19 protein-coding genes are annotated in these 24,990 nt (G+C 38.8%); 17 read left to right on the forward strand and 2 right to left on the reverse strand.

All coding sequences use genetic code 11. The annotated features are described in order from the left end of the window. The first annotated feature begins 471 nt into the window (after nucleotides 1-471). From pcrB to AC0KUU_RS25665, 4 genes are read left to right on the forward strand one after another with little or no spacing between them, the layout of a single operon-like run. Entirely contained in the window at nucleotides 472-1,170 is a 699-nt protein-coding gene (gene pcrB, locus AC0KUU_RS25650; protein ID WP_016762776.1) for a heptaprenylglyceryl phosphate synthase, read from the forward strand. Nucleotides 1,171-1,198: 28 nt separating this feature from the next. Continuing rightward, nucleotides 1,199-3,448 (forward strand): DNA helicase PcrA, encoded by a 2,250-nt coding sequence (pcrA, locus tag AC0KUU_RS25655; protein ID WP_013081449.1) that lies wholly within the window; start codon nucleotides 1,199-1,201, stop codon nucleotides 3,446-3,448. Between the two features lie 20 nt (nucleotides 3,449-3,468). Further along, on the forward strand, nucleotides 3,469-5,475 hold the full coding sequence (gene ligA / locus AC0KUU_RS25660) for an NAD-dependent DNA ligase LigA (protein WP_043975807.1): 2,007 nt from the start codon (nucleotides 3,469-3,471) through the stop codon (nucleotides 5,473-5,475). A 13-nt stretch (nucleotides 5,476-5,488) separates the two neighbouring features. Further along, a complete protein-coding gene (locus AC0KUU_RS25665; protein WP_014461929.1) occupies nucleotides 5,489-6,682 on the forward strand; it encodes a CamS family sex pheromone protein in 1,194 nt (397 codons plus the stop codon). A gap of 55 nt (nucleotides 6,683-6,737) precedes the next feature. Here the strand turns inward: AC0KUU_RS25665 and AC0KUU_RS25670 are convergent, their stop codons facing one another. Continuing rightward, the gene (locus AC0KUU_RS25670; RefSeq protein WP_043975804.1) at nucleotides 6,738-7,223 is read right to left on the reverse strand and encodes a DUF3920 family protein; all 486 of its coding nucleotides are present in this window, start codon (nucleotides 7,221-7,223) and stop codon (nucleotides 6,738-6,740) included. Nucleotides 7,224-7,588: 365 nt separating this feature from the next. Between AC0KUU_RS25670 and gatC the strand changes: the two genes are divergently transcribed. The 10 genes from gatC to AC0KUU_RS25720 all read left to right on the forward strand — a co-directional run bounded on the left by gatC (nucleotide 7,589) and on the right by AC0KUU_RS25720 (nucleotide 20,667). Continuing rightward, complete coding sequence (gatC, locus tag AC0KUU_RS25675) at nucleotides 7,589-7,879, forward strand: Asp-tRNA(Asn)/Glu-tRNA(Gln) amidotransferase subunit GatC (RefSeq protein ID WP_322551671.1); 291 nt, start codon at nucleotides 7,589-7,591, stop codon at nucleotides 7,877-7,879. Nucleotides 7,880-7,895: 16 nt separating this feature from the next. Next, entirely contained in the window at nucleotides 7,896-9,353 is a 1,458-nt protein-coding gene (gene gatA, locus AC0KUU_RS25680) for an Asp-tRNA(Asn)/Glu-tRNA(Gln) amidotransferase subunit GatA (RefSeq protein ID WP_013055056.1), read from the forward strand. Between the two features lie 14 nt (nucleotides 9,354-9,367). Then, complete coding sequence (gene gatB / locus AC0KUU_RS25685; RefSeq protein ID WP_013055057.1) at nucleotides 9,368-10,798, forward strand: Asp-tRNA(Asn)/Glu-tRNA(Gln) amidotransferase subunit GatB; 1,431 nt, start codon at nucleotides 9,368-9,370, stop codon at nucleotides 10,796-10,798. Nucleotides 10,799-11,032: 234 nt separating this feature from the next. Further along, nucleotides 11,033-11,965: a diacylglycerol kinase gene (locus AC0KUU_RS25690; protein WP_016762783.1), complete on the forward strand. Its 933-nt coding sequence runs from the start codon at nucleotides 11,033-11,035 to the stop codon at nucleotides 11,963-11,965. Nucleotides 11,966-12,060: 95 nt separating this feature from the next. Beyond that, the gene (rlmD, locus tag AC0KUU_RS25695; protein WP_322551672.1) at nucleotides 12,061-13,434 is read left to right on the forward strand and encodes a 23S rRNA (uracil(1939)-C(5))-methyltransferase RlmD; all 1,374 of its coding nucleotides are present in this window, start codon (nucleotides 12,061-12,063) and stop codon (nucleotides 13,432-13,434) included. A 254-nt stretch (nucleotides 13,435-13,688) separates the two neighbouring features. Then, nucleotides 13,689-14,504 (forward strand): YitT family protein, encoded by an 816-nt coding sequence (locus tag AC0KUU_RS25700; protein ID WP_013055060.1) that lies wholly within the window; start codon nucleotides 13,689-13,691, stop codon nucleotides 14,502-14,504. A gap of 195 nt (nucleotides 14,505-14,699) precedes the next feature. Further along, nucleotides 14,700-17,438: a GTPase domain-containing protein gene (locus AC0KUU_RS25705; RefSeq protein WP_043975799.1), complete on the forward strand. Its 2,739-nt coding sequence runs from the start codon at nucleotides 14,700-14,702 to the stop codon at nucleotides 17,436-17,438. 13 nt (nucleotides 17,439-17,451) lie between these two features. Then, complete coding sequence (locus AC0KUU_RS25710) at nucleotides 17,452-17,682, forward strand: excisionase family DNA-binding protein (protein ID WP_043975797.1); 231 nt, start codon at nucleotides 17,452-17,454, stop codon at nucleotides 17,680-17,682. 172 nt (nucleotides 17,683-17,854) lie between these two features. Then, nucleotides 17,855-18,838: a BMP family ABC transporter substrate-binding protein gene (locus tag AC0KUU_RS25715; protein ID WP_097824735.1), complete on the forward strand. Its 984-nt coding sequence runs from the start codon at nucleotides 17,855-17,857 to the stop codon at nucleotides 18,836-18,838. Nucleotides 18,839-18,861: 23 nt separating this feature from the next. Further along, a complete protein-coding gene (locus AC0KUU_RS25720) occupies nucleotides 18,862-20,667 on the forward strand; it encodes an ATP-binding protein (RefSeq protein WP_043975793.1) in 1,806 nt (601 codons plus the stop codon). A 27-nt stretch (nucleotides 20,668-20,694) separates the two neighbouring features. On the opposite strand, the gene map is transcribed toward AC0KUU_RS25720, so the two are convergent. After that, on the reverse strand, nucleotides 20,695-21,441 hold the full coding sequence (gene map / locus AC0KUU_RS25725; RefSeq protein ID WP_025752900.1) for a type I methionyl aminopeptidase: 747 nt from the start codon (nucleotides 21,439-21,441) through the stop codon (nucleotides 20,695-20,697). A gap of 333 nt (nucleotides 21,442-21,774) precedes the next feature. Between map and AC0KUU_RS25730 the strand changes: the two genes are divergently transcribed. The 3 genes from AC0KUU_RS25730 (at nucleotide 21,775) to AC0KUU_RS25740 (ending at nucleotide 24,988) form a co-directional block, all read left to right on the forward strand. Further along, entirely contained in the window at nucleotides 21,775-22,839 is a 1,065-nt protein-coding gene (locus AC0KUU_RS25730) for a lactonase family protein (RefSeq protein ID WP_025752899.1), read from the forward strand. Nucleotides 22,840-23,089: 250 nt separating this feature from the next. After that, a complete protein-coding gene (locus tag AC0KUU_RS25735) occupies nucleotides 23,090-24,103 on the forward strand; it encodes a nitronate monooxygenase (protein ID WP_080781545.1) in 1,014 nt (337 codons plus the stop codon). Between the two features lie 63 nt (nucleotides 24,104-24,166). After that, nucleotides 24,167-24,988, forward strand: coding sequence for a MerR family transcriptional regulator (locus tag AC0KUU_RS25740; RefSeq protein ID WP_043975788.1), 822 nt, complete (start codon nucleotides 24,167-24,169; stop codon nucleotides 24,986-24,988). Nucleotides 24,989-24,990 lie beyond the last annotated feature (2 nt).

Below are 24,990 nucleotides of genomic sequence, written 5' to 3' on the forward strand. Positions count from 1 at the left end.
AAAGAGCGGGTACAAAAAAACTCTCGTCCCTGGGCATATCAACAATATGCCCAGGGACGAGAGTTTTTCCCGCGGTTCCACCCTGGTTGATACAAAATGTATCCACCTTCGTCTGTATATACTCCAGATTGCCTTTTCCTTAAACCATTCTCTAGGCTCCCACCGTCCCTAGTTCGCTTTGTGAAGAGGATTTAAGTACTATTGATCCTTCAGCGTATATCATATGAATTTTAGTAGCTATATATTAGCATATCCTATGCAGAGAAACAATAACCTTGTGCAAAATGGGCTTTTTTTGTGATGTTTTCTTCGGGGATTTGAGGATAAAACCATATCTTTTATACATATTTTTTGAAAACAAAAAACGTGATGAAAAGTTCGGTTTTCCTTTCATTTCACCCCCTTAGTTTTGTTATAATGAACAAATGGACAAGCGCGAACTTTTAAGTGTAAAGAAATGGAGGAACATATATGTATGATATTAAAGAGTGGAGACATGTCTTTAAATTAGATCCTAATAAAGAGATTTCAGATGCAGATTTAGAGAAAATTTGCGAATCCGGCACGGATGCGGTTCTTGTCGGAGGATCTGATGGAGTGACTCTAGACAATGTACTGCAGCTGTTAATGCGTATTCGCCGCTACACGGTGCCGTGTGCGCTTGAAGTATCAACAATTGACTCTGTAACACCTGGGTTTGATTCTTATTTTATTCCGACCGTTTTAAACAGCAAGGATCCAAAGTGGATTGTTGATTTACATCACGCAGCTATGAAGGAATACGGAGAGATCATGGACTGGGATGAAATTTTTGTAGAAGGATACTGCGTACTTAACCCCGAAGCAAAAGTAGCTGCGCTAACGGAAGCGAAAACAGATTTGGATGCAGAAGACGTTGTAGCGTATGCTCGTATGGCTGAACGCATGTTTCATTTGCCCGTTTTTTATCTAGAATACAGCGGAACGTATGGAGATCCTGAATTAGTGGCAGAAGTGAAAAATTCACTAAATGAGACGAAATTATTTTACGGCGGAGGTATTGAGACAAAAGAGCAAGCGAGTGAGATGGGAGAGCTAGCCGATACGGTTATTGTAGGAAATGTTATTTATACAAATTTATCGGAAGCGTTAAAAACTGTAAAAGCAGTAAAAAAGAATATTGCACAGTGAAAAATAAATAAAGTAGAATAGAGAATATATGTTCGATATAGGCGGTGAAAACGTGAATTTTTTAAGTGAAAAATTATTAACAGGATTAAACCCTCAGCAACAAGAGGCAGTTAAAACGACAGACGGACCACTATTACTTATGGCCGGTGCAGGAAGTGGGAAAACACGTGTATTAACGCATCGAATTGCGTTTTTAATGGCAGAAAAAGAAGTTGCACCTTGGAATATTTTAGCCATTACTTTTACAAACAAAGCAGCTCGTGAAATGAGAGAGCGTGTTTCAAATATCGTTGGCGGAGTGGCAGAAGATATCTGGATTTCAACGTTCCACTCGATGTGCGTGCGTATTTTACGAAGAGATATTGATCGTATTGGCTTTAATCGTAACTTTACGATTTTAGATTCAACGGATCAGCTGTCCGTTATTAAAAATATTTTAAAAGATCAAAACATCGATCCAAAAAAATTCGATCCGCGCTCGTTATTAGGAAGCATTAGTTCAGCTAAAAATGAACTAAAAGTAGCGGAAGAATTTGATAAAACAGCAGCGGGACCGTATGAAGAAGTTGTAAGCAAAGTCTACAAAGAGTATGAAAAGCGTTTAAAGAAAAACCAAGCGCTCGATTTTGATGATTTGATTATGACAACGATTCAGCTATTTAAACGAGTTCCTGAAGTGTTAACTTACTATCAGCGCAAGTTTCAATATATTCATGTGGACGAGTATCAAGATACAAACCATGCACAGTATATGCTGGTTCGCTTGCTAGCTGCAAGATTTGAAAATGTATGCGTAGTAGGGGATTCAGATCAGTCTATTTACCGCTGGCGCGGGGCTGATATTACAAATATCTTGTCATTTGAAAAAGATTACCCAAAAGCCAAAACTATTTTGCTTGAACAAAATTATCGTTCAACTAAAACGATTTTGGCTGCGGCAAACGGCGTCATTGCAAACAATATGAATCGTAAAGTGAAAAACTTATGGACGGAAAACGATGAAGGTCAGAAGATTTATCATTACCAAGCAATGAGTGAGCATGATGAGGCACAGTTTGTAGCACGTAAAATTAAAGAAGCAGTAGACAGCGGAAAGCGTAAATACAGTGATTTTGCCATTTTGTATCGTACAAATGCACAGTCTCGTGTGATGGAGGAAGTGCTGTTAAAATCCAATATTAATTATACAATTGTCGGCGGCATTAAGTTCTACGACCGCAAAGAGATTAAAGATTTGCTTGCGTACTTGCGCTTAATTGCCAACCAAGATGATGACATTAGCTTAGCTCGTATTGTGAACGTTCCAAAGCGCGGAGTGGGAGCTACTTCAGTCGATAAAGTGGCCAATTATGGAAACGTTCATGACATTTCTATTTTCAAAGCGCTGGATGAAGTAGAATTAATGGGGTTAACAGGCAAAGCAACAAAAGCCCTTCGTGATTTCCAATCGATGATTTCGAACTTAGCTCAAATGCAAGACTATATGTCTGTTACAGAGCTTGTGGAACAAGTATTAGAAAGAACAGGATACCGTGAAGCGCTTAAAGTGGAAAAAACAATTGAAGCACAAAGCCGTTTAGAGAATATTGATGAGTTTTTATCTGTCACAAAAACGTTTGAAGAAGCAAGTGAAGATAAAAGCTTAGTAGCATTTTTAACCGATTTAGCACTTGTTGCTGATATCGATAAGCTTGACGACGAGGAAGAAGAAGAGAACGAACAAGTGATTCTGATGACGCTTCACTCGGCAAAAGGTCTAGAGTTCCCGGTTGTTTTTCTAATGGGTATGGAAGAAGGTGTATTCCCTCATAGCCGATCATTATTCGAAGATAATGAAATGGAAGAGGAACGACGCTTAGCCTACGTAGGGATTACGCGTGCTGAACAAGAATTGTATTTATTAAATGCTCAAATGCGCACACTATTTGGTAAAACAAACGTTAATCCAAAATCCCGCTTCATTGGAGAAATCCCAAGCGAGCTTGTGGAATCTTTAAATGAAGCAATGCGCAAACCTGCTGCTGGTCGTTCAGGGGCTTCAGCTTCGCCTTTTGCAGCGCGCCGACAAGCGGCCGTGGCAAAAACGAAGCTTGTGTCAACAGGCAGTGAATCAATTGGATGGAGCGTTGGAGACAAGGCCGAGCATAAAAAATGGGGAATTGGTACAGTTGTAAGTGTAAAAGGAGAAGGAGATTCAAAAGAATTAGACATTGCTTTTCCTAGTCCTACAGGTGTAAAAAGACTGCTTGCTAAATTTGCCCCGGTTACGAAAGTGTAATCGTGAAAAGGAGCTAGAATATGGAGTTTGAGACAGCAAAATCACGCGTTCAAGAATTACGCGACTTATTAAATCAATATGGCTATGAATATTATGTGTTAGATCAGCCATCTGTTCCAGATGCAGAATACGATAAATTAATGAATGAGTTAATTGAGATAGAAGAATCATTTCCAGAATTAAAAACAGCTGACTCACCTACTCAGCGCATCGGCGGCCAAGTGCTCGATGCGTTTGAGAAGGTTCAGCATCAAACGTCTATGCTAAGTTTAGGAAATGCATTTAATGAAGAAGACCTTCGGGATTTTGATCGCCGAGTGCGCCAAGCCGTTGGAGATGAGTTTTCTTATGTATGCGAACTTAAAATTGACGGCCTTGCTGTATCTCTTCGCTATGAAGATGGATACTTAGTGCTGGGAGCTACGCGCGGAGACGGTACGACGGGTGAAAATATTACTGAAAACTTGAAAACAATTCGCTCTATTCCACTGCGAATTAAAGAACCATTATCAATGGAAGTTCGCGGAGAAGCATTTATGCCGAGAAAATCATTCGAAGCACTTAATGAAGCAAAAATGGAAAGGGATGAAGTTCCGTTTGCTAACCCGCGTAACGCAGCTGCAGGCTCACTGCGTCAGCTAGATCCTAAAATTGCGGCAAAACGTAATTTAGATATCTTTGTATATGCCATGACTGATACAGGAGAATTAGAAATCGACTCTCACAGCGAAAGTTTGAATTTACTCGATGAGCTTGGTTTTAAAACAAATAAGGAAAGACAGACGTGTGAAACCATTGATGATGTGATTGCTTACATCGAAAGCTGGCAAACGCAACGTCCAGAACTATCTTATGATATTGATGGCATTGTTGTAAAAGTAGATTCATTTGATCAGCAGGCTGAGCTTGGAACAACGGCCAAAAGTCCACGTTGGGCTATTGCTTATAAGTTTCCTGCTGAAGAAGTTGTAACCAAGCTTGTAGATATTGAACTGACGGTAGGCCGTACAGGTGTCATTACGCCAACAGCTATTTTGGAGCCTGTTCAAGTAGCAGGTACGACGGTACAGCGTGCGTCTCTTCACAATGAAGATTTGATTCGTGAAAAAGACATTCGGATCGGAGATTATGTCGTAGTAAAAAAAGCAGGAGATATTATTCCTGAGGTAGTGAATGTGATTGAGGAGAAGCGAACGGGAGAAGAGCAAGAGTTTACGATGCCTACTCACTGCCCGGAATGTGAAAGTGAACTGGTGCGTTTAGAAGGAGAAGTTGCGCTTCGCTGCATTAATCCAAGCTGTCCTGCTCAAATTCGTGAAGGACTTATTCATTTCGTGTCCCGCAATGCGATGAACATTGATGGACTTGGTGAAAAAGTTATATCGCAATTATTTCGCGAACAGTTAATTAAAGACGTAGCGGATATTTATACGCTTACAAAACAGCAGTTAATCGAGCTTGAGCGCATGGGTGAGAAATCTGCTGATAATTTGATTGCAGCCATCGAAGCATCGAAAGAAAATTCGCTTGAGCGTTTGCTTTTTGGTTTGGGCATTCGCCATGTCGGAGCAAAAGCTGCAAAGACGTTAGCTCAGCACTTTGAAACCATAGACAAGTTAACAAAAGCAACGTATGATGAATTAGTGGCAATTAATGAAATTGGTGCCAAAATGGCTGATGCTATTGTCGCTTACTTTACACAAGAAGAGGTTCAAGAACTTATACATGAATTAAAAGAGTATGGAGTAAACCTTACATACAAAGGACCCAAGCTTGTAAGTGTAGAAAATGTAGATTCTGTTTTTGCTGGTAAAACCGTTGTATTAACAGGTAAGCTTGAACAGTTATCTCGCAATGATGCAAAAGCACAAATTGAAGCACTTGGCGGTAAAGTCACAGGAAGCGTAAGTAAAAAGACAGACCTTGTTGTGGCAGGGGAAGAGGCTGGTTCCAAACTGACAAAAGCTAACGAGCTTGAAATTGAAGTATGGGATGAGGCAAGGCTACTTACGGAATTAAATAAATAAGAGGTGTGTGTAGTTGAAAAAGATATTGTTACTTTCTCTTGCGGTCATGCTTGTAACTTCAGCGTGTGCACCGAATCTTTCGGACGATAAAGAGACTGTTCAACAAACCAACAATAAGAAAGAAAAAGCAGTTATTCCGAAGTATAGTATTTCAGATGATTATTACCGAACAATTCTTCCATTTAAAGCGGGAGTGGCAAGAGGCTTAGTAGCAGCAAACTTAAACAACCGCTTGGATGCGCAAGAATTTGAAACAGGCTTAATGCGCTTATCGACAGATAGCTATTCTCCGAAAAAATATGTGTATCAAGAAGGCCAGTACCTTGATAAAGATACTATTCGCTCATGGTTAAGCCGTAAGCTGAGCGATAAACAGTTTAAAGATCTTCAAAGCAAAACAAAAGATGATACGGCGAAAAAGAAGCTTAAAAACAATGGATTAAACCCAATCGATACAGAAAAAGGCGATTTGAAAACTCGTAATGAAACAAGTCCAATGTACTTAGCGAACATTACTGAGCAAGACTACCTTATTCAAGACGGAGACGACAAGGTAAAACTTGGAGGCGTCACAATTGGCCTGGCGATGAATTCCGTTCATTATTATACAGAAGAAAATGGTTATGCTCGTGAAGTGAAGCTTACAAATAAAGAGATTGAAGCCCAAGGAAAGCAAATGGCAGATGAGATTGTTAAGCGTATGCGCAACATCAAAGGCTTAGAAAATGTGCCAGTTCGAGTAGCATTATTCAAACAAAGTGCTAAGTCCTCTTTAACACCGGGTAACTTTATAGCTGTCGGAAATGCAGGTTCAAATGATACGGCCGTTGGCAGCTGGGATAATTTAGACGAGCAATATTATTTATTCCCATCATCAGATGCAACAAAAGATCACCGAGATGATGCGATGAAATTTGATGAGTTTAAAGCGCAAATCGAAGACTATTTCCCGAACTTTACAAGCGTAGTAGGGAAAGGGTATTACAAAGATGGACAGCTTCAAAAAATGACGATTGATATTCCCGTACAATTTTACGGAAAAGGTGAAATTGTAGGATTTACTCAGTACGTTGCTGGTTTAATGCTTGATCATTTCCCTTCATATATGGAAACGAGTATCTCTATTAACTCAGTAAGCGGACCGGAAGCGCTCATTGTTAGAAAAGCAGATGAAGACAAGCCGTTCGTTCATATTTACGAAGAGTAAGCAAAAAAAGACACTGCTCAAGCAGTGTCTTTTTTCAATTCTATGAAATTGCCTCCTATGAAGAAATGGCGTGAGAATTTTGTCTCGTAAACTTAGCAAGATAATAAGCAGCAAATGCAAACGCATCTTGTTCGGTTGTCCGCTCTTCATACGGGCGCTTTTTATCCAGCTCAAATTCTTTCTGATAATAAGGGATGTGATCTTGAATATAGTGGCGCAGCTCGTGAAAGATCGTTTCAATAAGCGGAAGATAGTCATCAAATTTAAAAATAAATATAATGCCGACTTCTCGCCAGTAAACGCCTGATGCAAACTGCAGGTATTCTGCTTCTTCTTCTCCAAGAGCAGAGACAATTTTATTGGCTTCGCATGAATCACAAAAAATGATAGGAATATGAAAGGCTTTATTTAAACAAGCAAAAACATCTTTTTGCAAGGTGGGCAAATCCCACTTGAATTCTTCATCTAATACAAACCATCTTCCGCTTTGCTGATACACAGGGCGCTGGTGGATGACTGACTGTATAAGTATTTTATTCAATTTTTATAGCACCTCTTTTACGGTAAAGTAGTTATTCGTTTTCTTTACTTTCCCAAAGACTAGTGAAATTAAAACATGGTGGTGTGTTCATCTGAAGCATGTTTCTCTTTCTATCTATCTTTTCTAAAAAGAAGGTTATTTTATACCTATGCAAGAGAGAAATATTTTATGACGAAGGAAAAGTATGGAATGTTGTTTGAATGAAATAGATTTGGTATAAAATAGAAGTGATAAATGTAAGCCCTGTCTTGCCTGGCGGGGTTTTTAATATTTTAGGAACTAGTCTCAGAAATGTTGCCTGTTGCTAGTGAAGTTTGGTATTATCAGTATATTGTAGTGGGACGAATATTCGGAGGTGAAGGAACATGTCAAGAATTTCTGTTGATCAAGTAAAACACGTTGCAAACTTAGCGAGACTTGCGGTGACGGATGACGAAGCAGAACTATTTACAAAACAATTAGATGCTATTATTACATATGCAGAACAATTAGATGAGTTAGATACTACAAATGTAAAACCAACTTCTCACGTATTGGATATGAAAAACGTAATGCGTGAAGATAAGCCAGCTCAAGGTTTACCAATTGAAGACGTAGTAAAAAATGCGCCAGACCACAAGGATGGCTACATTCGAGTGCCAACTATTTTAGAATAAGGAAGGAGGCTTTACGATGTCTTTATTCGATCGTAAACTTTCAGAACTACATAGCCTTTTACACAAGAAAGAAGTACGTGTACAAGATTTAGTAGACGAATCATATAAACGTATTAATGAAGTAGATGATAAAGTAGGTGCGTTCTTAGCGCTTAATGAAGACAATGCTCGTGCTTATGCAAAAGAGCTAGATGAAGCACTACAAACAAAAGATGAATTTGGCCTATTATTTGGTATGCCAATCGGTGTAAAAGATAATATTGTCACAAAAGATTTGCGTACAACTTGCTCTAGTAAAATTCTAGCAAACTTTGATCCGATTTATGATGCAACAGTTGTTCAAAAATTGCAGGCAGCTGAAGCGGTAACAATCGGTAAATTAAATATGGATGAATTCGCAATGGGTTCTTCAACTGAAAACTCAGGTCTTCAGTTAACGCGCAACCCATGGAATTTAGATTACGTACCAGGTGGATCTAGCGGTGGTTCAGCTGCAGCTGTAGCAGCAGGAGAAGTTCCGTTTTCTTTAGGTTCTGATACAGGTGGTTCAATTCGTCAGCCAGCTGCTTATTGCGGTGTTGTCGGATTAAAACCAACGTATGGTCGCGTATCTCGTTACGGATTAGTGGCATTTGCATCTTCTTTAGATCAAATCGGACCAATCACAAATTCTGTTGAAGATAATGCATACTTACTTCAAGCAATTTCAGGCGTAGACCCAATGGATTCTACTTCTGCTAATGTTGATGTACCGGATTATGTATCTGCTTTAACAGGTGACGTAAAAGGTCTTAAAATTGCTGTTCCAAAAGAATACTTAGGCGAAGGTGTAGGCGAAGAAGCTCGCCAGTCTGTTTTAGATGCACTAAAAGTGTTAGAAGGACTAGGCGCAACTTGGGAAGAAGTATCACTTCCACACTCTAAATACGCATTAGCTACGTATTATCTATTATCTTCTTCTGAAGCGTCTGCTAACTTATCTCGTTTTGACGGCGTTCGCTACGGATATCGTACAGATAATGCTGAGAACTTAATCGAAATGTACAAGCAGTCTCGAAGCGAAGGCTTTGGAAACGAAGTAAAACGCCGTATCATGCTTGGAACATTTGCGTTAAGCTCTGGTTATTATGATGCTTACTACAAAAAAGCACAGCAAGTACGTACGTTAATCAAGCAAGACTTTGAGTCTGTATTTGAAAACTATGACGTTATCATTGGGCCAACTACGCCAACTCCATCATTCAAAATTGGTGAGAAAACAGATGATCCATTAACAATGTATGCAAACGATATTTTAACAATCCCAGTAAACCTTGCTGGAGTACCTGGTATTTCTGTGCCTTGCGGCTTATCAAATGGATTGCCATTAGGGTTACAAATTATCGGTAAGCATTTCGACGAAAGCACAATCTATCGTGTTGCTCATGCATTCGAACAAGCAACTGAGCATCATAAAGCGAAACCAGCACTGTAAGGGGTGAGATAAAGATGAACTTTGAAACGATTATTGGTCTTGAAGTACACGTTGAGCTTAAGACAAAATCTAAAATTTTCTCAGCAAGTCCAAACGCATTTGGTGCGGCTCCAAATGCTAACACAAGTGTAATTGACTTAGGTTATCCTGGCGTATTACCTGTGTTAAACAAAGAAGCAGTTGATTTTGCAATGAAAGCAGCGCTTGCGCTAAACTGTGAAATCGCAACAGATACAAAGTTTGACCGTAAAAACTATTTCTATCCGGATAACCCAAAAGCTTATCAAATCTCTCAATTTGATAAACCAATTGGCGAGAACGGTTGGATTGAAGTAGAAGTTAAAGGTGAAACGAAGCGTATTCGTATCAACCGACTTCATTTAGAAGAAGATGCTGGTAAGCTAACGCATACAGGCGATGGCTATTCACTAGTAGACTTCAACCGTCAAGGTACACCTCTAATTGAGATTGTATCAGAAGCAGATATGCGTTCTCCTGAAGAAGCATATGCTTATTTAGAAAAATTAAAATCAATTATTCAATATACAGGCGTATCTGATTGTAAAATGGAAGAAGGTTCACTTCGCTGTGATGCCAATATTTCTTTACGTCCAGTTGGACAAGAAGAGTTCGGTACAAAAGCTGAGTTAAAGAACTTAAACTCATTTAACTATGTGCGCCGCGGTCTTGAACACGAAGAAATTCGTCAAGAAAAAGTGTTATTGTCTGGTGGCTTAATCGAGCAAGAAACACGCCGTTTTGACGAGTCTACGGGCGAAACAATTCTAATGCGTGTAAAAGAAGGATCTGACGACTACCGCTACTTCCCAGAGCCTGACTTATTAGAATTACACATCGACGAAGAGTGGAAAGAACGTGTTCGTGCTTCGATTCCTGAACTTCCAGATGCTCGTAAAAAGCGCTATGTAGAAGAGCTTGGCTTACCTGCTTATGATGCAATGGTATTAACGCTAACAAAAGAAATGTCTGATTTCTTTGAAGCAACGCTTGCTGCGGGCGGAGATGCGAAGCTATCTTCTAACTGGTTAATGGGTGAAGTTTCTGCTTACTTAAACTCAAACCAAAAAGAACTTTCAGATGTAGCCTTAACACCTGAAGGTCTAGCTGGTATGATTCAATTAATTCAAGAAGGTACAATTTCGTCTAAAATTGCGAAAAAAGTATTCAAAGAATTAATTGAAAATGGCGGAGATGCAAAGAAAATTGTAAAAGAAAAAGGTCTTGTACAAATTTCTGATGATGCAACTTTACGTAAATTCGTAACAGATGCATTAGATGCAAACCCTCAATCTATTGAAGATTTCAAAAACGGTAAGGATCGTGCAATTGGCTTCTTAGTTGGTCAAATTATGAAAGCCTCAAAAGGCCAAGCGAACCCACCGATGGTTAATAAAATTCTTTTAGAAGAAATTAATAAACGCTAAATTTGATAACTAAATGTGAGGTGGATATCCATCTCACATTTATTATGAGTAAGGGCGATCGCGCTGAAGGTATGAATAAAAACCGAAACGTGAATATTGTATATCAAGGTTAATTTCTTTATAATATGTTTGTTCATGCCCCCTCTTGTTGATGATGTAATGTGAGGGGGCATTCTTTCACTGATAAAAGTAGGCAAAGATTTGTGACAAATTATCATTATTAGGATGATGAATATGAAAAGAGCGAGAATTATTTATAACCCGACATCGGGCCGTGAAATTTTTAAGAAAAACTTACCGGAAGTCTTGCAAAAGCTAGAGCAAGCAGGCTACGAAACATCTTGTCATGCTACAACTTGCGCTGGTGATGCAACAGAAGCTGCTAAAGTAGCAGTAGAACGTCGTTTTGACGTTGTAATTGCAGCCGGTGGAGACGGTACCATCAATGAAGTCGTAAACGGTATCGCTGGACAAGACTATCGTCCGCAACTAGGTATTATTCCTGTTGGAACAACCAACGACTTTGCTCGTGCCATTAATGTGCCACGTACGATTGAAGGCGCTATTGATGTCATTGTAGAAGGCGTAACAAAGCCAATTGACTTGGGCTGTGTAACAAACGACGGAGAAACGCATTACTTTGTAAATATCGCCGGAGGCGGCCGTTTAACTGAATTAACATATGAAGTGCCAAGCAAGTTAAAAACAATGCTTGGACAGCTAGCTTACTATTTAAAAGGCATGGAAATGCTTCCTTCTATTAAACCAACATCTGTTGAAATTGAGTATGACGGAAAATTCTTTGGCGGCGAGATTATGTTCTTCCTCGTTTCCTTAACGAACTCAGTCGGCGGTTTTGAAAAGCTGGCACCAGATTCTTCTTTAGATGACGGCATGTTTGATTTAATTATTTTAAAGAAAGCAAATTTAGCTGAATTTATTCGAATTGCGACACTTGCGCTGCGAGGAGAACACATCAATGATCCTCATATTATCTACACAAAAGCGAACCGTGTTAAAATTCATACAAATGATAAAATGCAGTTAAATCTAGATGGCGAGTACGGCGGATTATTGCCTGGGGAATTTGTAAACTTATATCGCCATGTAGAAATCTTTGTTCCAAAAGCAACAGCTGAATTGATGGAAAAAAATGAGATCGCCTAATTGCGATCTTTTTTCATGCTTTTCTTTGTTTGGCTTTGGCTCTTATGGTACAATCAGTTCAGCATTTTCAAATGACTAAAAGGATGTAACGATAAATGGAAAAATTAAAACCACCTGTAGAAAAAAATGAATATATAGATGTTGCGTTTGAAGATTTAACGCATGATGGAGCGGGTGTAGCGAAAGTGAACGGATTTCCTGTTTTCGTTCAAAATGCGCTGCCCGGCGAAAGCGGCCAAGTAAAAGTCATTAAAGTAAAAAAAGGCTATGCGTTTGGCAAGCTTATCAAGCACCATACAATTAGTGAACAGCGTGTTGAAGCACCCTGTCCGGTCTACAAGCAGTGCGGAGGCTGTCAGCTGCAGCATGTAAGCTATGAAGGACAGCTGCAATTTAAACAAAAGCAAGTAAAAGACGTCATGGCGCGAATTGGCCATTTACCTGACGTTCCGGTACATTCGACCCTAGGAATGAACGATCCTTGGCGCTATCGAAACAAAGCTCAAGTTCCCGTAGCAGAACGAGAAGGCGGTTTGATCGCTGGGTTTTATCAGCAGCGAAGCCACGACATCATTAACATGGATGCCTGTTTGATTCAGCAGCAGGCAAATGATGATGTTGTTCAAGTTGTCAAATCAATCTGTGAAAAGCATGGCGTTTCTGCTTATCAAGAACAAAAACATAAAGGCTCACTTCGTCATATCATGGCGCGCTACGGACTTGTAACGGGTGAAATCATGGTTGTCATTGTGACTCGTACAGCTGAGCTGCCAAACAAAAAGCGTATTATAGAAGACATTATCGAAGCCGTGCCGAACGTGAAATCAATTGTTCAAAACGTAAACAGCAAGCGCACAAACGTCATTTTAGGGAACCAAACGAACGTACTTTGGGGAGAAGAATATATTTACGATTATATCGGCGACGTTAAATTTGCCATTTCAGCAAAATCATTTTACCAAGTAAACCCTGAGCAAACGAAAGTGCTTTATGACAAAGCGCTTGAGTATGCAGATTTAACAGGAGAAGAAACGGTAATTGACGCCTACTGTGGAATCGGAACAATCTCGTTATTTCTCGCTCAAAAAGCGAAAAAAGTATATGGCGTTGAAATCGTGCCTGAAGCAATTGAAGATGCAAAGCGCAACGCTGAGCTAAACGGTATTCACAACGCTGAATTTGAAGTAGGCGAAGCAGAAGTCGTCATTCCAAACTGGTACAAACAAGGCATCAAAGCGGACGTCATCGTCGTAGATCCGCCGCGAAAAGGATGCGACGAAGCTCTTTTGAATACCATCATTGACATGAAGCCGAAAAAAGTTGTCTATGTTTCATGCGGACCAGCAACTCTCGCACGTGACCTAGCTATTTTAGAAAAAGGCGGATATGAGACGGTTGAAGTTCAGCCTGTTGATATGTTTCCGCATACGACGCATGTGGAGAATGTGGCTGTATTAAAATTAAAATAACTCTTCATCAAAGCTGCTATCTTAGTAAAGATAGCAGCTTTTTTGCTTAAACAAGTACGAAAAAAGTAAAGTCAGAATTTCTATACTAAAAGCATTAACTGCTTGTATGTCCGTTTTATTTTGCCGTTTGTCCACCCCACCAACACAGTAAATTTCTGAATATACTTTTTTTAAGGTTTTCAATATTTTAGGAATTATAATAAAGAAGCAAGAAATGAAAACATTATATTTGTGGTAAGAGGTGAAGGGACATCGTGTATAGAGCAATTGCTATTATAGCAGGTTCTGTGTTAATTGGATTTGCATACAATTGGTTTTTAATCCCCCATAAAGTGTTAAGCAGCGGCATTAGCGGTATTGCTATGATTATAGGAATTTTAACGCCTGCAAGCACGGGAACAATGAATTTTTTGTTAAATTTACCCCTTTTAATTATTGGTTTTATGAAGTTAGGAAAGCGGTTTGTTTTACATACGCTGCTGTCCGTTGTGGCTTTATCAATTGCTCTATACGTGATTCCCTTGAGAGCTGTTAGTACAGATCCTATTCTGTCAGCTGTTTTTGGAGGAGTTTTAACTGGAATTGGCGTAGGGTTTGTTTTTCGTCAGTCAGCTTCGACAGGTGGATTTGATATTATTGCGATGCTTCTTACGCATAAAAAAGAATTTCCGCTTGGCGCTATATTATCAGCGATGAATGCCGTGGTTGTGTTTGTTTCAGGTTTTTTTGTGAATTGGGACGCGGCTTTATATACGATGCTTTCGATTTTCGTCACAGGAAAAGTAGTGGATGCGATTCACACTCGCCATATTAAGCTCACATTAACCATTATTACGAGAAAAGGTGAAGAAATGAAGCAGCAGCTTCTTACGAATTTGGTGCGCGGCGTGACGTTAATGAACGGTGAAGGAGCTTATTCAAGAGAAGACCGTAAAATATTAATGACGGTGATTTCACGCTATGAGCTTGCAAACCTCAAGCAGTTAATTCAATCGGTGGATCCTGAAGCTTTCGTAAATATTACGGAAACGGTAGAAGTAATGGGGCTGTTTCGACGGGATGCCTATTAATATATTGGCTATTTCAGCGCCGATTTATGATAAATAGCCATTTTTATAGTATAAAAGTTATAAAAAAAGCCTTAAGAGTAGTTCTTGAGGCTTTTTTTGCGTAAAATATGAATAAGAAAATATCGTGTATGAAAAGTATAAAAAAGGGAATTTGATAGAGTACATAAAATATTAACATCAAAAAGGAGAGACTATATGACGGTAGAATATCAGTTAACGAAAAAGAAATATTACGAAACGTTTATGCAAGAAAATGAAAATCAGCCGCCTGTAAAAGTCCTTGGACAAGCTTATTACGAAGAGCAGCAAAAAGAGTGGTATGACTTATCGCTCGTTCGCTTAGCCCAGGGAGAAGTGTACTTCCATAATCAAGATTTTGAGTCTGCGATTTTTAAGTGGGAGAATGTAAATGGCGAGTTTAAGCTGTGGGCAAAGAAAAATACAGCCGACGCGCATTATGAATTGGGGTTGTCTACGCTAGCTGAAGAGCTTTACCTATCCATCGAAACGGATTCAAAAGTATTAAAAGCTGAAATAGCGCTAAAGCTATTTTCGCTTTATACGGACCATAACAATATTGAACGAGCTTATGAAGTCATTAACGAGCTGGTTGCTTCTCAGCCGGATTATCCAAACGTCACGGCGATTGCACGCAGATTTTATGAAGAGCAAGAAGACTTTAACAGCGCAGTGGAGCTTGCGGTAGATGAGTGTATTCGAACGGAATCGTTAAATTGGTTTGCGATATTAAAGACTTACGTAGATAAAGGATATACAGCAAACTTTATCCCTAACTATTTTTATCAAGTGATGATTGCATTTTACAAAGTGGATCAAGTGTATTTCAAACAGCTTGTCTCAGCTTTATGGAAACAATATAAGAGTCAGCCTCCTTATCTTGCTTGGATTAAAACCATCAATGATATTTTCTTGAATATTGAAGTGGGCCTCTATGATTATTGGCAAGAGATTTCAACTCTTTATCAAGAGACGTACACTGACTTAATGGAAAGTGATCATTCTGTAAAGGAATTGCATGAAGTCATTCCGAACGTATTAACAAACTGGCTTAAAATTACCAATAAGTCACGTGCGTTATTTCCGTCTGCGGCCGTGCTTTCATGGAATGAAAAGTTTCCGTCAACTATTGATACCATTACAATCGAAAATGCAGGCAGATTAATTTTTGAGGCGCGTAACGACATTGATGGTCTTGAATATCACTATAAGCTTTGCCATGGCATTATTAAATGGGCTAATGAAAATGGTTTAGAAGTGGGGCACACCTTTAAATGGTGGGTAGATTTCTTATTAGATGCTCATACGACACACTTATTAATTACAGGAACAAATGCTGCAACGTCTTCATTTGTTGGATCGATTACGGAAGAAAAGGTACCGCAAAATCACGAAACAACCTTTGTGTTCATTCATGATGAGGAAGAATCTATCCAGCAAATCGCTGATCAAGAAATCATTCCGATGGAAACGATTGACGGAGCGGAGCAATCTCCTCACCAGGCGCTTGTAGAAGTGAAAAAACCTTTTGCGTTCCTTGATAAGCATAATTGTTCATGCATTGTTACGCCAAGCTTTACAGAACAAGAGGCACGTGAGCAGGATGCATTTAAATATGCTCCTTTAGCAGATGGTTTACTGTTTGTGCTTGATGCAAAAGAATCGCTGCTTGATGAAGAAAGAGAATTATTGCTGGAGATCAAAGAGCATGCGCCAAATACGCCAGTTCATTTTGTTATCAACAATATGGACAGTCTTTATAATCAAGCAACGATTGAGCGAATTACAAAAGAATTTGAAGCAAGCATTGGAGCTGATTTCCCGGAGGCACATGTATTAGCCTATACGCCTCACTACGTATCGAGTCAGCACCACGGAGACTTGGCTCAGTTTATTAAAGCTAATTTTTATTACGATCCAAACGACGTTGGAGTAGAAGAGCGTGCGCGCAGACTGCTGTTCTTCATTCAAAGCATGCTAAAGAGCTTAGTGGAGAAGAGAAATCAAACAGAAAATCATTTGATTGAAAGCATTAAATGGAACGAAGATATGCTTGTGCGATTAAATGGCTTCTTGCATCGAGTAGATGACTTAGAACAAGAAAAAGCAAGTATTATTGTTTCGGCTTATCACGGAATCAAAGAGGATATTAGCAAAAAGCTAAAAAATAAAATTCCTCGTTTACTCAAAAAGTCTTCAGAATTAGTGAAGGAAGACAGTGATTTTAGTACGGTTCACATTGAGCTGAATAAACAAATGAATATGCGCGTGGAAGAGCACTTGCAGCAAGATGTCCTGCCCAAGTTCCGCATTTCTTTAAAGGACTGGATTGCTACATCAAATGAAGAGCTGATTGCGAGTCAAGTAGACATTGAAGAAGTAGCAGAGTCATTAAATAAGATGTACAATGAGCAAAAATTAACGTTAGCCTGCGATTTTAAAGTGCTGGACGACTGGCGCCGCGACGTTAATCGTATGGCTAATCGGGTTCAGCTTGATGAAGAAAATATTTTACTTCGCGTTAATCCAACGCAGCTCTTGTTAAAAGGAGCGGGAAAACTGTTTTCTTCCATTCTTCAAAACCAAACGCTGCTTTATAATCAATATAAAAAGTACATTGAAAGTCAAGACTATCAAGATATCACAGAATCAATGCTGACAAAGTTTTTTATGCAATTTAATTTATTTGAGAAAAATTTAGAAGTTGATATTGAACTATTCTTTGAAAAGCCAAAAGAGGTTTTAAAAGAAACGATTGAAGAAACACAGGCGCATATTAATGAAAATCAAGACGTGTTAAGTCATATGAAAGCCAATCCTGAAGCTTACTATGATCCTTTAACATTATTCCAGCTGAGCTTGCGTCAGTATGAGTTAATGGTTAAAGCTACAGAAGAAGTACACTACAACGTATAAAAGGTGGAGCAGGATGTATTTAACGATAAAAGAAGCAGCAGAGTATCTATCTTTTCCTGAAGAATATGTGCATAAATTGATTCAAGAAGGAAAAGTACGAGCTATATTTGATGGTGAAAACTACTTATTAAATAAAGAGCAGTTTAACACCCATTTAGAGCAAATGGAAAAGTACAAAAAACAAATTGAAGAATATCTAAGTGAGCCTATCCCTGAAGATATGGATGTAAAAGATGAAGATTGAAGGCAGAAGCAGAAAACAGATGTTTTCTGCTTTTTTCTTTTGGAATGAAAGTGTTAAAAAAGGTAAGATATGAAAGAAATGTCGAAAAAAGTTGGAATTTCGTTAAAGATGTAGTCTTTTTAGATGCTTTTTTTATATAATGAAAGTATGCTAAACAAAAAGGAGAAGGTTTATGCAACGATCAAGACAGTTAAGGCTGATTTTATTGCTTGCCCTGATTGTTGTCGCTTCGTTTTTAATTATTATTATTTCGAAAACACAAGGGATTATAAGTCAGCAAACGACAAAAAAAGTAGAAAACACAAGCGTTGCAATTCTCACCTCTGATGTACTGACAGATCAAAGCTGGGGCAGTCTAGCTTATAAAGGAAAAATCAACATCGAGCAGCAGTATCCTATTTCGGCTCAAGTTATTAGCGAAGTAAATACGAACCAAAAAATGAAGGAAGCTTCTGAAAAAGTTATTCAAAATGGAACAAAAGTCGTAATTGGACATGGAAGAGAATTTTCTACCGTTTTTACAGAACTCGCTCCTAAGTATCCTCATGTTCATTTCGTCACCATCCACGGTACTTCAACTTATAAAAACCAAACGGTATATACATTTGATCAAACAAAAATAGAGCACCTGGCAGGCACGGCAGCTGCCATGAAGACACAAACGAAAAAAATTGGATTACTCGATACATTTGCAAAAGAAAAAAATCCAGGATTTGAACAAGGCATAAAAGCGTACGATTCATCGATTGCTTTTTATTATCGAGTTGTAAACAGCCGAGACGATGGAGTAAAAGCAGTAAAGCTGCTCCGTGAGTTAAAAGATGAAGGCGTCGATATCGTTTATGCTAAAGGAAATGCGTATAATCAAGAAGTTATTCAAGAAGCGAAAGCACAAGGAATGTACGTAATAGGATATTTAGATGATCAGGCGTACATGGGTAGGTCTGTTATTTTAACCAGCGTGATCAACGATGTTCCTCAAGCTTACAACGTGATTATGAAAGACTATTTCAGTAAAAAAGGTCTTCCATCTGGAGAAGTCAAACTTGACGCCAGGGACGGTGTTTATAAGCTTGCGCCTTTTGGGCCGATGTACAGTAAACGGGAAAAACAAATTTTATATTCGAAAGTTAGAATGTCTACACAGCCGAAGTAACTATGAAAAAGAAAGAGATGATTATGAATCAATTATTTCGCAACATGTCATTCCGTAGCCAAATATTAACGATTCTTCTTTTGATTACATTCATGTTAAGCGGGTTCTCTTTAGTTTTAGTGCATGCCGTTGATAAAATGAATCATGTAAGCAACGAAATTAAAAATGAAGATGTTCCTCAAATGGTGTGGCTTTCTTATTGGGAAGAGCAGCTGAACATAAAAGAATACATTGTGAAAAATAATCTAAAGAACCCCACTGTCTCTTTGATAGAAGAATATCAATCATATGATACACGAGTTATCGAAAATAATGAAAGATATAAGCAGCCTGTGCCAAAATCGTTGATTCCACTGAAGGAAAAAATTGAGCTGCTGGATTTTAAGATTTCTAATAACGTACAAGGACTGCTGAAGTATGGAGATATAGAGGGAGCAAAAGAGTATCTTAAGGAAAATTATTTGCCGGATTTGCATCAGATAAAAAAAGATATTAATAGTTCAAAAGAAGAGACGGTTGATTCACTTGATATACTATCAGATACACTGTCTGTCATTATTAAAGATTCATTAATTTTACTATTAATTTTAACAGTAAGTGCTATTTTGGCTTCTCTTTATGTTTCTTATCGTATGAGTGCGAGCCTTACGAAACCAATTGAACAAATGATTGAAAAAGTGAATGACATTGCAGACGGAGAATACGGTCTTGTTCTTCAAGACACAAAGCAAATCGAGCTGAAGCAGCTTTCGGCTTCTATTAATCAAATGTCGGTTAGTTTAGAAGATTCATTTTGGAAAATCATTAAAGATAAAGCGTATCGCCAGCAGATCTTAAATTCACTGCCTGTTGGAATTATTACAGTGGAAGATGAGACAAATAGTATATTTGCCAATACCTCAGCAAAGCAGTTTTTAGATCTCGACGAAAAGGATATTTGCGGGTATATGGAAGAATGTCCGGAATATAATACTGAATTTTGGAGCATGTTGAATTCGGGAGAAATTCATGAAAATAAAAAAGTATTATTTGGAACGAAAGAGACGTGCTATTGCTTTTTAGCCTCTCAAACGCAGCTGTTTAACGAGCAGAACGAAAGCATCGGGAGAATTTTTTACTTCATTGATATATCGGATACTGAAGAATTAGAAAAGCGAATGCATCAGTCTGAGAAACTCGCTCTAGTTGGAGAAGTGGCAGCCGGAGCTGCTCATGAGATTCGTAATCCTCTTGCCGTGATTCATGGATTTATATCTCTTATGAATCAGTCTCTTTCTGATGAGGAGAAAAAGCGTTTTTACCTGCCTCTGCTTATGAAAGAGCTAGAGAGGATTAACTACATCATTGAAGAAATGCTGTTGTTATCAAAACCAGGGACTCCAGTGATGAAAAAGGTCAGCATGCAGGAGATTATTAATGAGCTATTGCCTTTGATTACTCACTCAAGCAAATTCACAGAAAAAGATAAGCTTATCTTCGATGTGAAACTGCAGCCGTATATATTAAAGGTAGATGAAAAACAAATCAAACAAGTTCTTCATAATTTAATTCGAAACAGTATGGAAGCCATGGATGGAGAAGGAGTCATTACAATCTACTCGCAAGTTCATGAAGATAGCTACTGTCTATACATTGAAGATACTGGAAAAGGAATTCCTTTGCATATGCAGCATTCTCTGTACCAGCCGTTTTCCACTTCAAAAGATAGCGGAACAGGTCTTGGTCTGCCCATTGCTCAGCGTATTCTAGAAAGCCACGGAGGACAGATTAAATTATTATCTACTTCTTCCCGCGGCACAGTTTTTGTTATTAAATTTCCTCTACATTAAGAAAACAGCCTCAAAAGGGCTGTTTTTTTAATGTGCTGTTAAAATAAGAGGACCGTTTTTCGTAATCGCAAGTGTATGTTCAAATTGAGCGGATAATTTACCGTCTGTTGTACGAGCCGTCCAACCGTTTTTATCCATTTTAGAATGCCATGTACCAGCGTTTACCATTGGCTCAATTGTAATAACCATACCTTCTTTTAAACGTGTACCTTTGCCAGCTTTTCCGTAGTGAAGAATTGTAGGCGCTTCGTGCATGGTATTTCCAATTCCGTGTCCTGTGAAGTCGCGTACCACAGAGAATTTTTCGCCTTCTACATAGCTTTGAATAGCGTGGCCAATGTCACCTGTGCGATTTCCTGGCTGTGCTTGCTCGATTCCTTTTAAAAGCGCTTCGTATGTAACATCTACTAGACGCTGCGCTTCGTCTGAAATGTCTCCAACGGTATGAGTCCATGCGGAATCTGCTAAGCCTCCGTTTAAATTTACAACCATATCAATGGTTACGATATCACCGTCTTTTAACGGTTTAGTTGTTGGAAAACCGTGGCAAATTTCATCATTTAAAGAAGCGCACGTTGCATATTGATATCCTTTGTATCCTTTTTGTTCCGGCGTTGCTCCGTGCTTTGCTAAGTACTCTTCAACAAATTTATCAATTTGCATTGTTGTTATGCCTGGTTTGATCATTTTAGCGATTTCTTTATGACAAGAAGCTAATAATTTACCTGCTTCGTGCATTAAATTAATTTCGCGTTCACTTTTTAATGTGATCATTGTTGTTCACTCCTTTTTTGATGTAACTTTACGAAAAAAGTTAAGCAGCGGTTATAGCGATGAAAGTAGACTATTCATCAGTTCATTCTTCTTTATTTGAAAATCCAAGAAATACAGAAGCCGTCTGCTATGGGGCGATATAAAATCATCCTTAATCATAACGCCCAATGGTAGGAAAATGCAAGATGCAGGCTTAAAAAGGAAGGGTTTGACGATGGGCATGTAGGGAAAACTGATAAATGAACATTGAATTGGAGCATTCTCTATAACAAATGCGGTATGATATAGTAAAATAAATGAAACAAAACAATTCTTTAGGAGGGGTATAGGAAAATGAGTGAACATGGAAAATTTATTGGATTTGCAGGTACATATACAAAAGCAGGCAGTGAAGGTGTCTATACATTTACGTTAGATACGAAGGCTAAAAAGATTGTAGAAGTAAAAGCCGTGGCTAAAATTGAAAATCCTACATACTTAAATGCAAGCAAAGACAACGAACATCTTTATACAGTTATTAAAGAAGGAGAAAAAGGCGGAGTAGCTGCTTTTAAGATTGATCCAAACACAGGGCAATTGAAATTTGTAAACAAACAGCTGCTAGACGGCGCGCCTCCTTGCTATGTTTCAGTGAATGAAGATAATACGCTTGTTTTATCTGCTAATTTTCATAAAGGGAGCGTTGAGACGTATTCTGTTAATGAAGAAACAGGAGAAATTGAATATGTAGCATCCGTAGTGGAACATCCTCATTCAGACCTCAAAAAAGGACAAAAAGGAAAACCACACGTACACTATGCCGATTTTACTCCTGGAGAAAAGCACGTGGCCGTTGTGGACTTAGGTATTGATGAAATCGTGACATATGAAGTGGAAGAGAATAAATTGAAGGAAGTCAACAGTCTTTCTACATCTGTTGGTTCGGGCCCTAGACATTTAACGTTCCACCCAAATGGCCGCTATGCCTATGCAATGACAGAATTCAGCTCTGAAGTTTTATTTTTAACTTATGACGAAAGTAAAGGAAGCTTTACTCAACAACAAGCTACTTTAGCGATCCCGGCTGATTTTACAGAAAATAATCAAGGGAGTGCGATCCACATTTCTTCAGATGGCCGCTTTGTCTATGCAGGAAACCGTGGACATAACTCGATTGCAACATTCAAAGTAGATCAGGATTCTGGACAGTTAACATTCGTAGAATGGACAGGCACTGAAGGCGACTGGCCGCGCGATTTTGTTTTGGATCCAACGGAACAATTTATTGTAGCGTCTAATCAAGAAACAGGAAATTTAGTACTGTTTGAAAGAGACCAAGAAAGTGGCAAGCTAACGCTTCTTCAATCTAATGTTACGGTTCCAGAAGCTGTGTGCGTAAAGTTCCTCCACTATAAGTAATAGATTTGAAAGCCAGACCTGATCAAAGAACAATCAGGTCTGGCTTTCAAATCTAAGCGGATGTCACTTCCCTTGCGGGGTTAGTGTCATCCGCATAGGTGAATCTTTGAGGGAATAGTCAGGTAGTGTGCGTTTTTTAGCATCATTTATAATCTATGTATACATGGAAGAAAAGCCCTTTTGGAGGGCTTTTTTTTCTGGGATTATAGTAGAATGAAGAGAGAACGCATGAAAGGCTGAGGTGATAAGTGTGGAAAATATATGTGAGTATCCAATTGTACAAGCTCCCATGGCAGGAGGAGTTTCGACGCCTAAACTAGCTGCAGCAGTATCTAATAGCGGAGGGCTAGGGTTTTTAGCTGCTGGATATAAAAGTGCGCGTGAATTGGAGCAGGAAATTATAGAGATGCACTCACTTACGAAAAAACCTTTTGGAGTGAATCTGTTCGTTCCGACAAATGAAAAAATAGCAGTTGATGCACTTGATTGTTACCAAAAAGAACTGTCAAAAGCAGCTGAATATTTGGAGTGTCAAGTTGGTATACCAAAGAATGATGATGATGAATGGAATGCCAAGCTCGACATCATTCAAAAACATCGAGTACCTGCTGTGAGCTTTACATTTGGGTGCCCGGATCGAGAGATTGTAGCAAGTTTAAAAGGAATTGGAAGCCGTGTTTTCGTTACGATTACAACACCTCAAGAAGCCGAAGTAGCTTTGAGAGCAGGAGCGGATGCGCTATGTTTGCAAGGCATTGAAGCCGGCGGCCATCGATCTACTTTTTTAGAGGGTTCGGTGGACTATCCGCTTATGAATTTGCTAAAAGAAGTTCGCTCAATCACTAAAAAGCCATTGATTGCTGCTGGAGGGTTGATGACGGGATCTGACATCAAACGTGTGTTACAAGAAGGAGCTTCTGCCGCTCAGTTAGGTACGGCTTTTATTTGTTGTTCAGAAAGCGGAGCGAGTGCTCTTCACAAAGAAAGCATTCTTCAAAAACGTTTTAATGAAACAGGTATCACACGAGCTTTCACAGGGAAACGTGCTAGAGGATTTGTGAATGCCTTTTTTATTTCCTATGATAAATCAGCACCATCCGCCTACCCTCATATTCATTACATGACAAAGCCTATTCGAGCAAAAGCTACACAAATGAAGAATCCAGAGTACGCTTCTTTGTGGGCAGGAACTGGATTTACGCTGGCAAAAGAACTGCCTGCACATCTTATTGTGGAAGAGCTTGTACAAGAACTAAATGAATGATGAGAATTACGCTGTTGCTTGCTTTAAGTGCAAGCAGCTTTACATAAAGAAGGTGGACTTATAGTGCAAAACAAATTTACGATTGGACAAATGGCCAGACTGCATGATATTCCGGTTAAAACACTTCGCTATTATGATGAAATTGGTCTATTTGAGCCTTACGAAGTTGATCCACAAACCGGATATCGTTACTATACGTTAGAACAATTTAAGAAATTAGACATCATTGTTTATTTAAAGCTGATGGGAGTTCCGTTAAAAGAAATTAAAAGAAAGATGGAGCACAGCAGCTTGGATGAATTTATTGAAACTTTAGCGGAATATCAGCAGGTAACAAAAGAAAAAATTCGTCACCTTCAAAGAGTGAATGCGCAGTTAACAACTCGAATGAAGGAATTAGAACAGACGAGACATATTAACCAAATAGGAGCCCCGTTCATCAAACACCTTTCTTCTCGTGAGGTTGTTCAAGTAAAAGCGGAGGTAGGCACGTTAGACGGGACTGAAAGTGTTCTGCGTGATTTAAAAAAGAAAATCAGCCATATTACCCCGATTATGATTGGGAAAGTAGGATTTATGCTATCGGTAGAAAACACGAAAAAACAACAATTTACAGATTACGATGGCATTTTTTTATTGGTGGAAAGTGATGTTTCTTTTCAGCATGAACTCGTTACGTTAATACCTGAAGGCGATTACGCATCTATTTATATGAGAGAAAAGAGAGATACCACAGGAGTCTATTACGATGCGTTACTGAACTTTATTAAAGCAGAAGGATACAAAGCAGAAGGTCCTTTCTTAATTCGGCGGATTGTAGATTCCTTTATTTCACATCATGAAGAAGAGCGGCTGACGGAAATTCAAATTCGAATTACGTCTTGACT

Source organism: Priestia sp. ST2 (assembly GCF_055810735.1).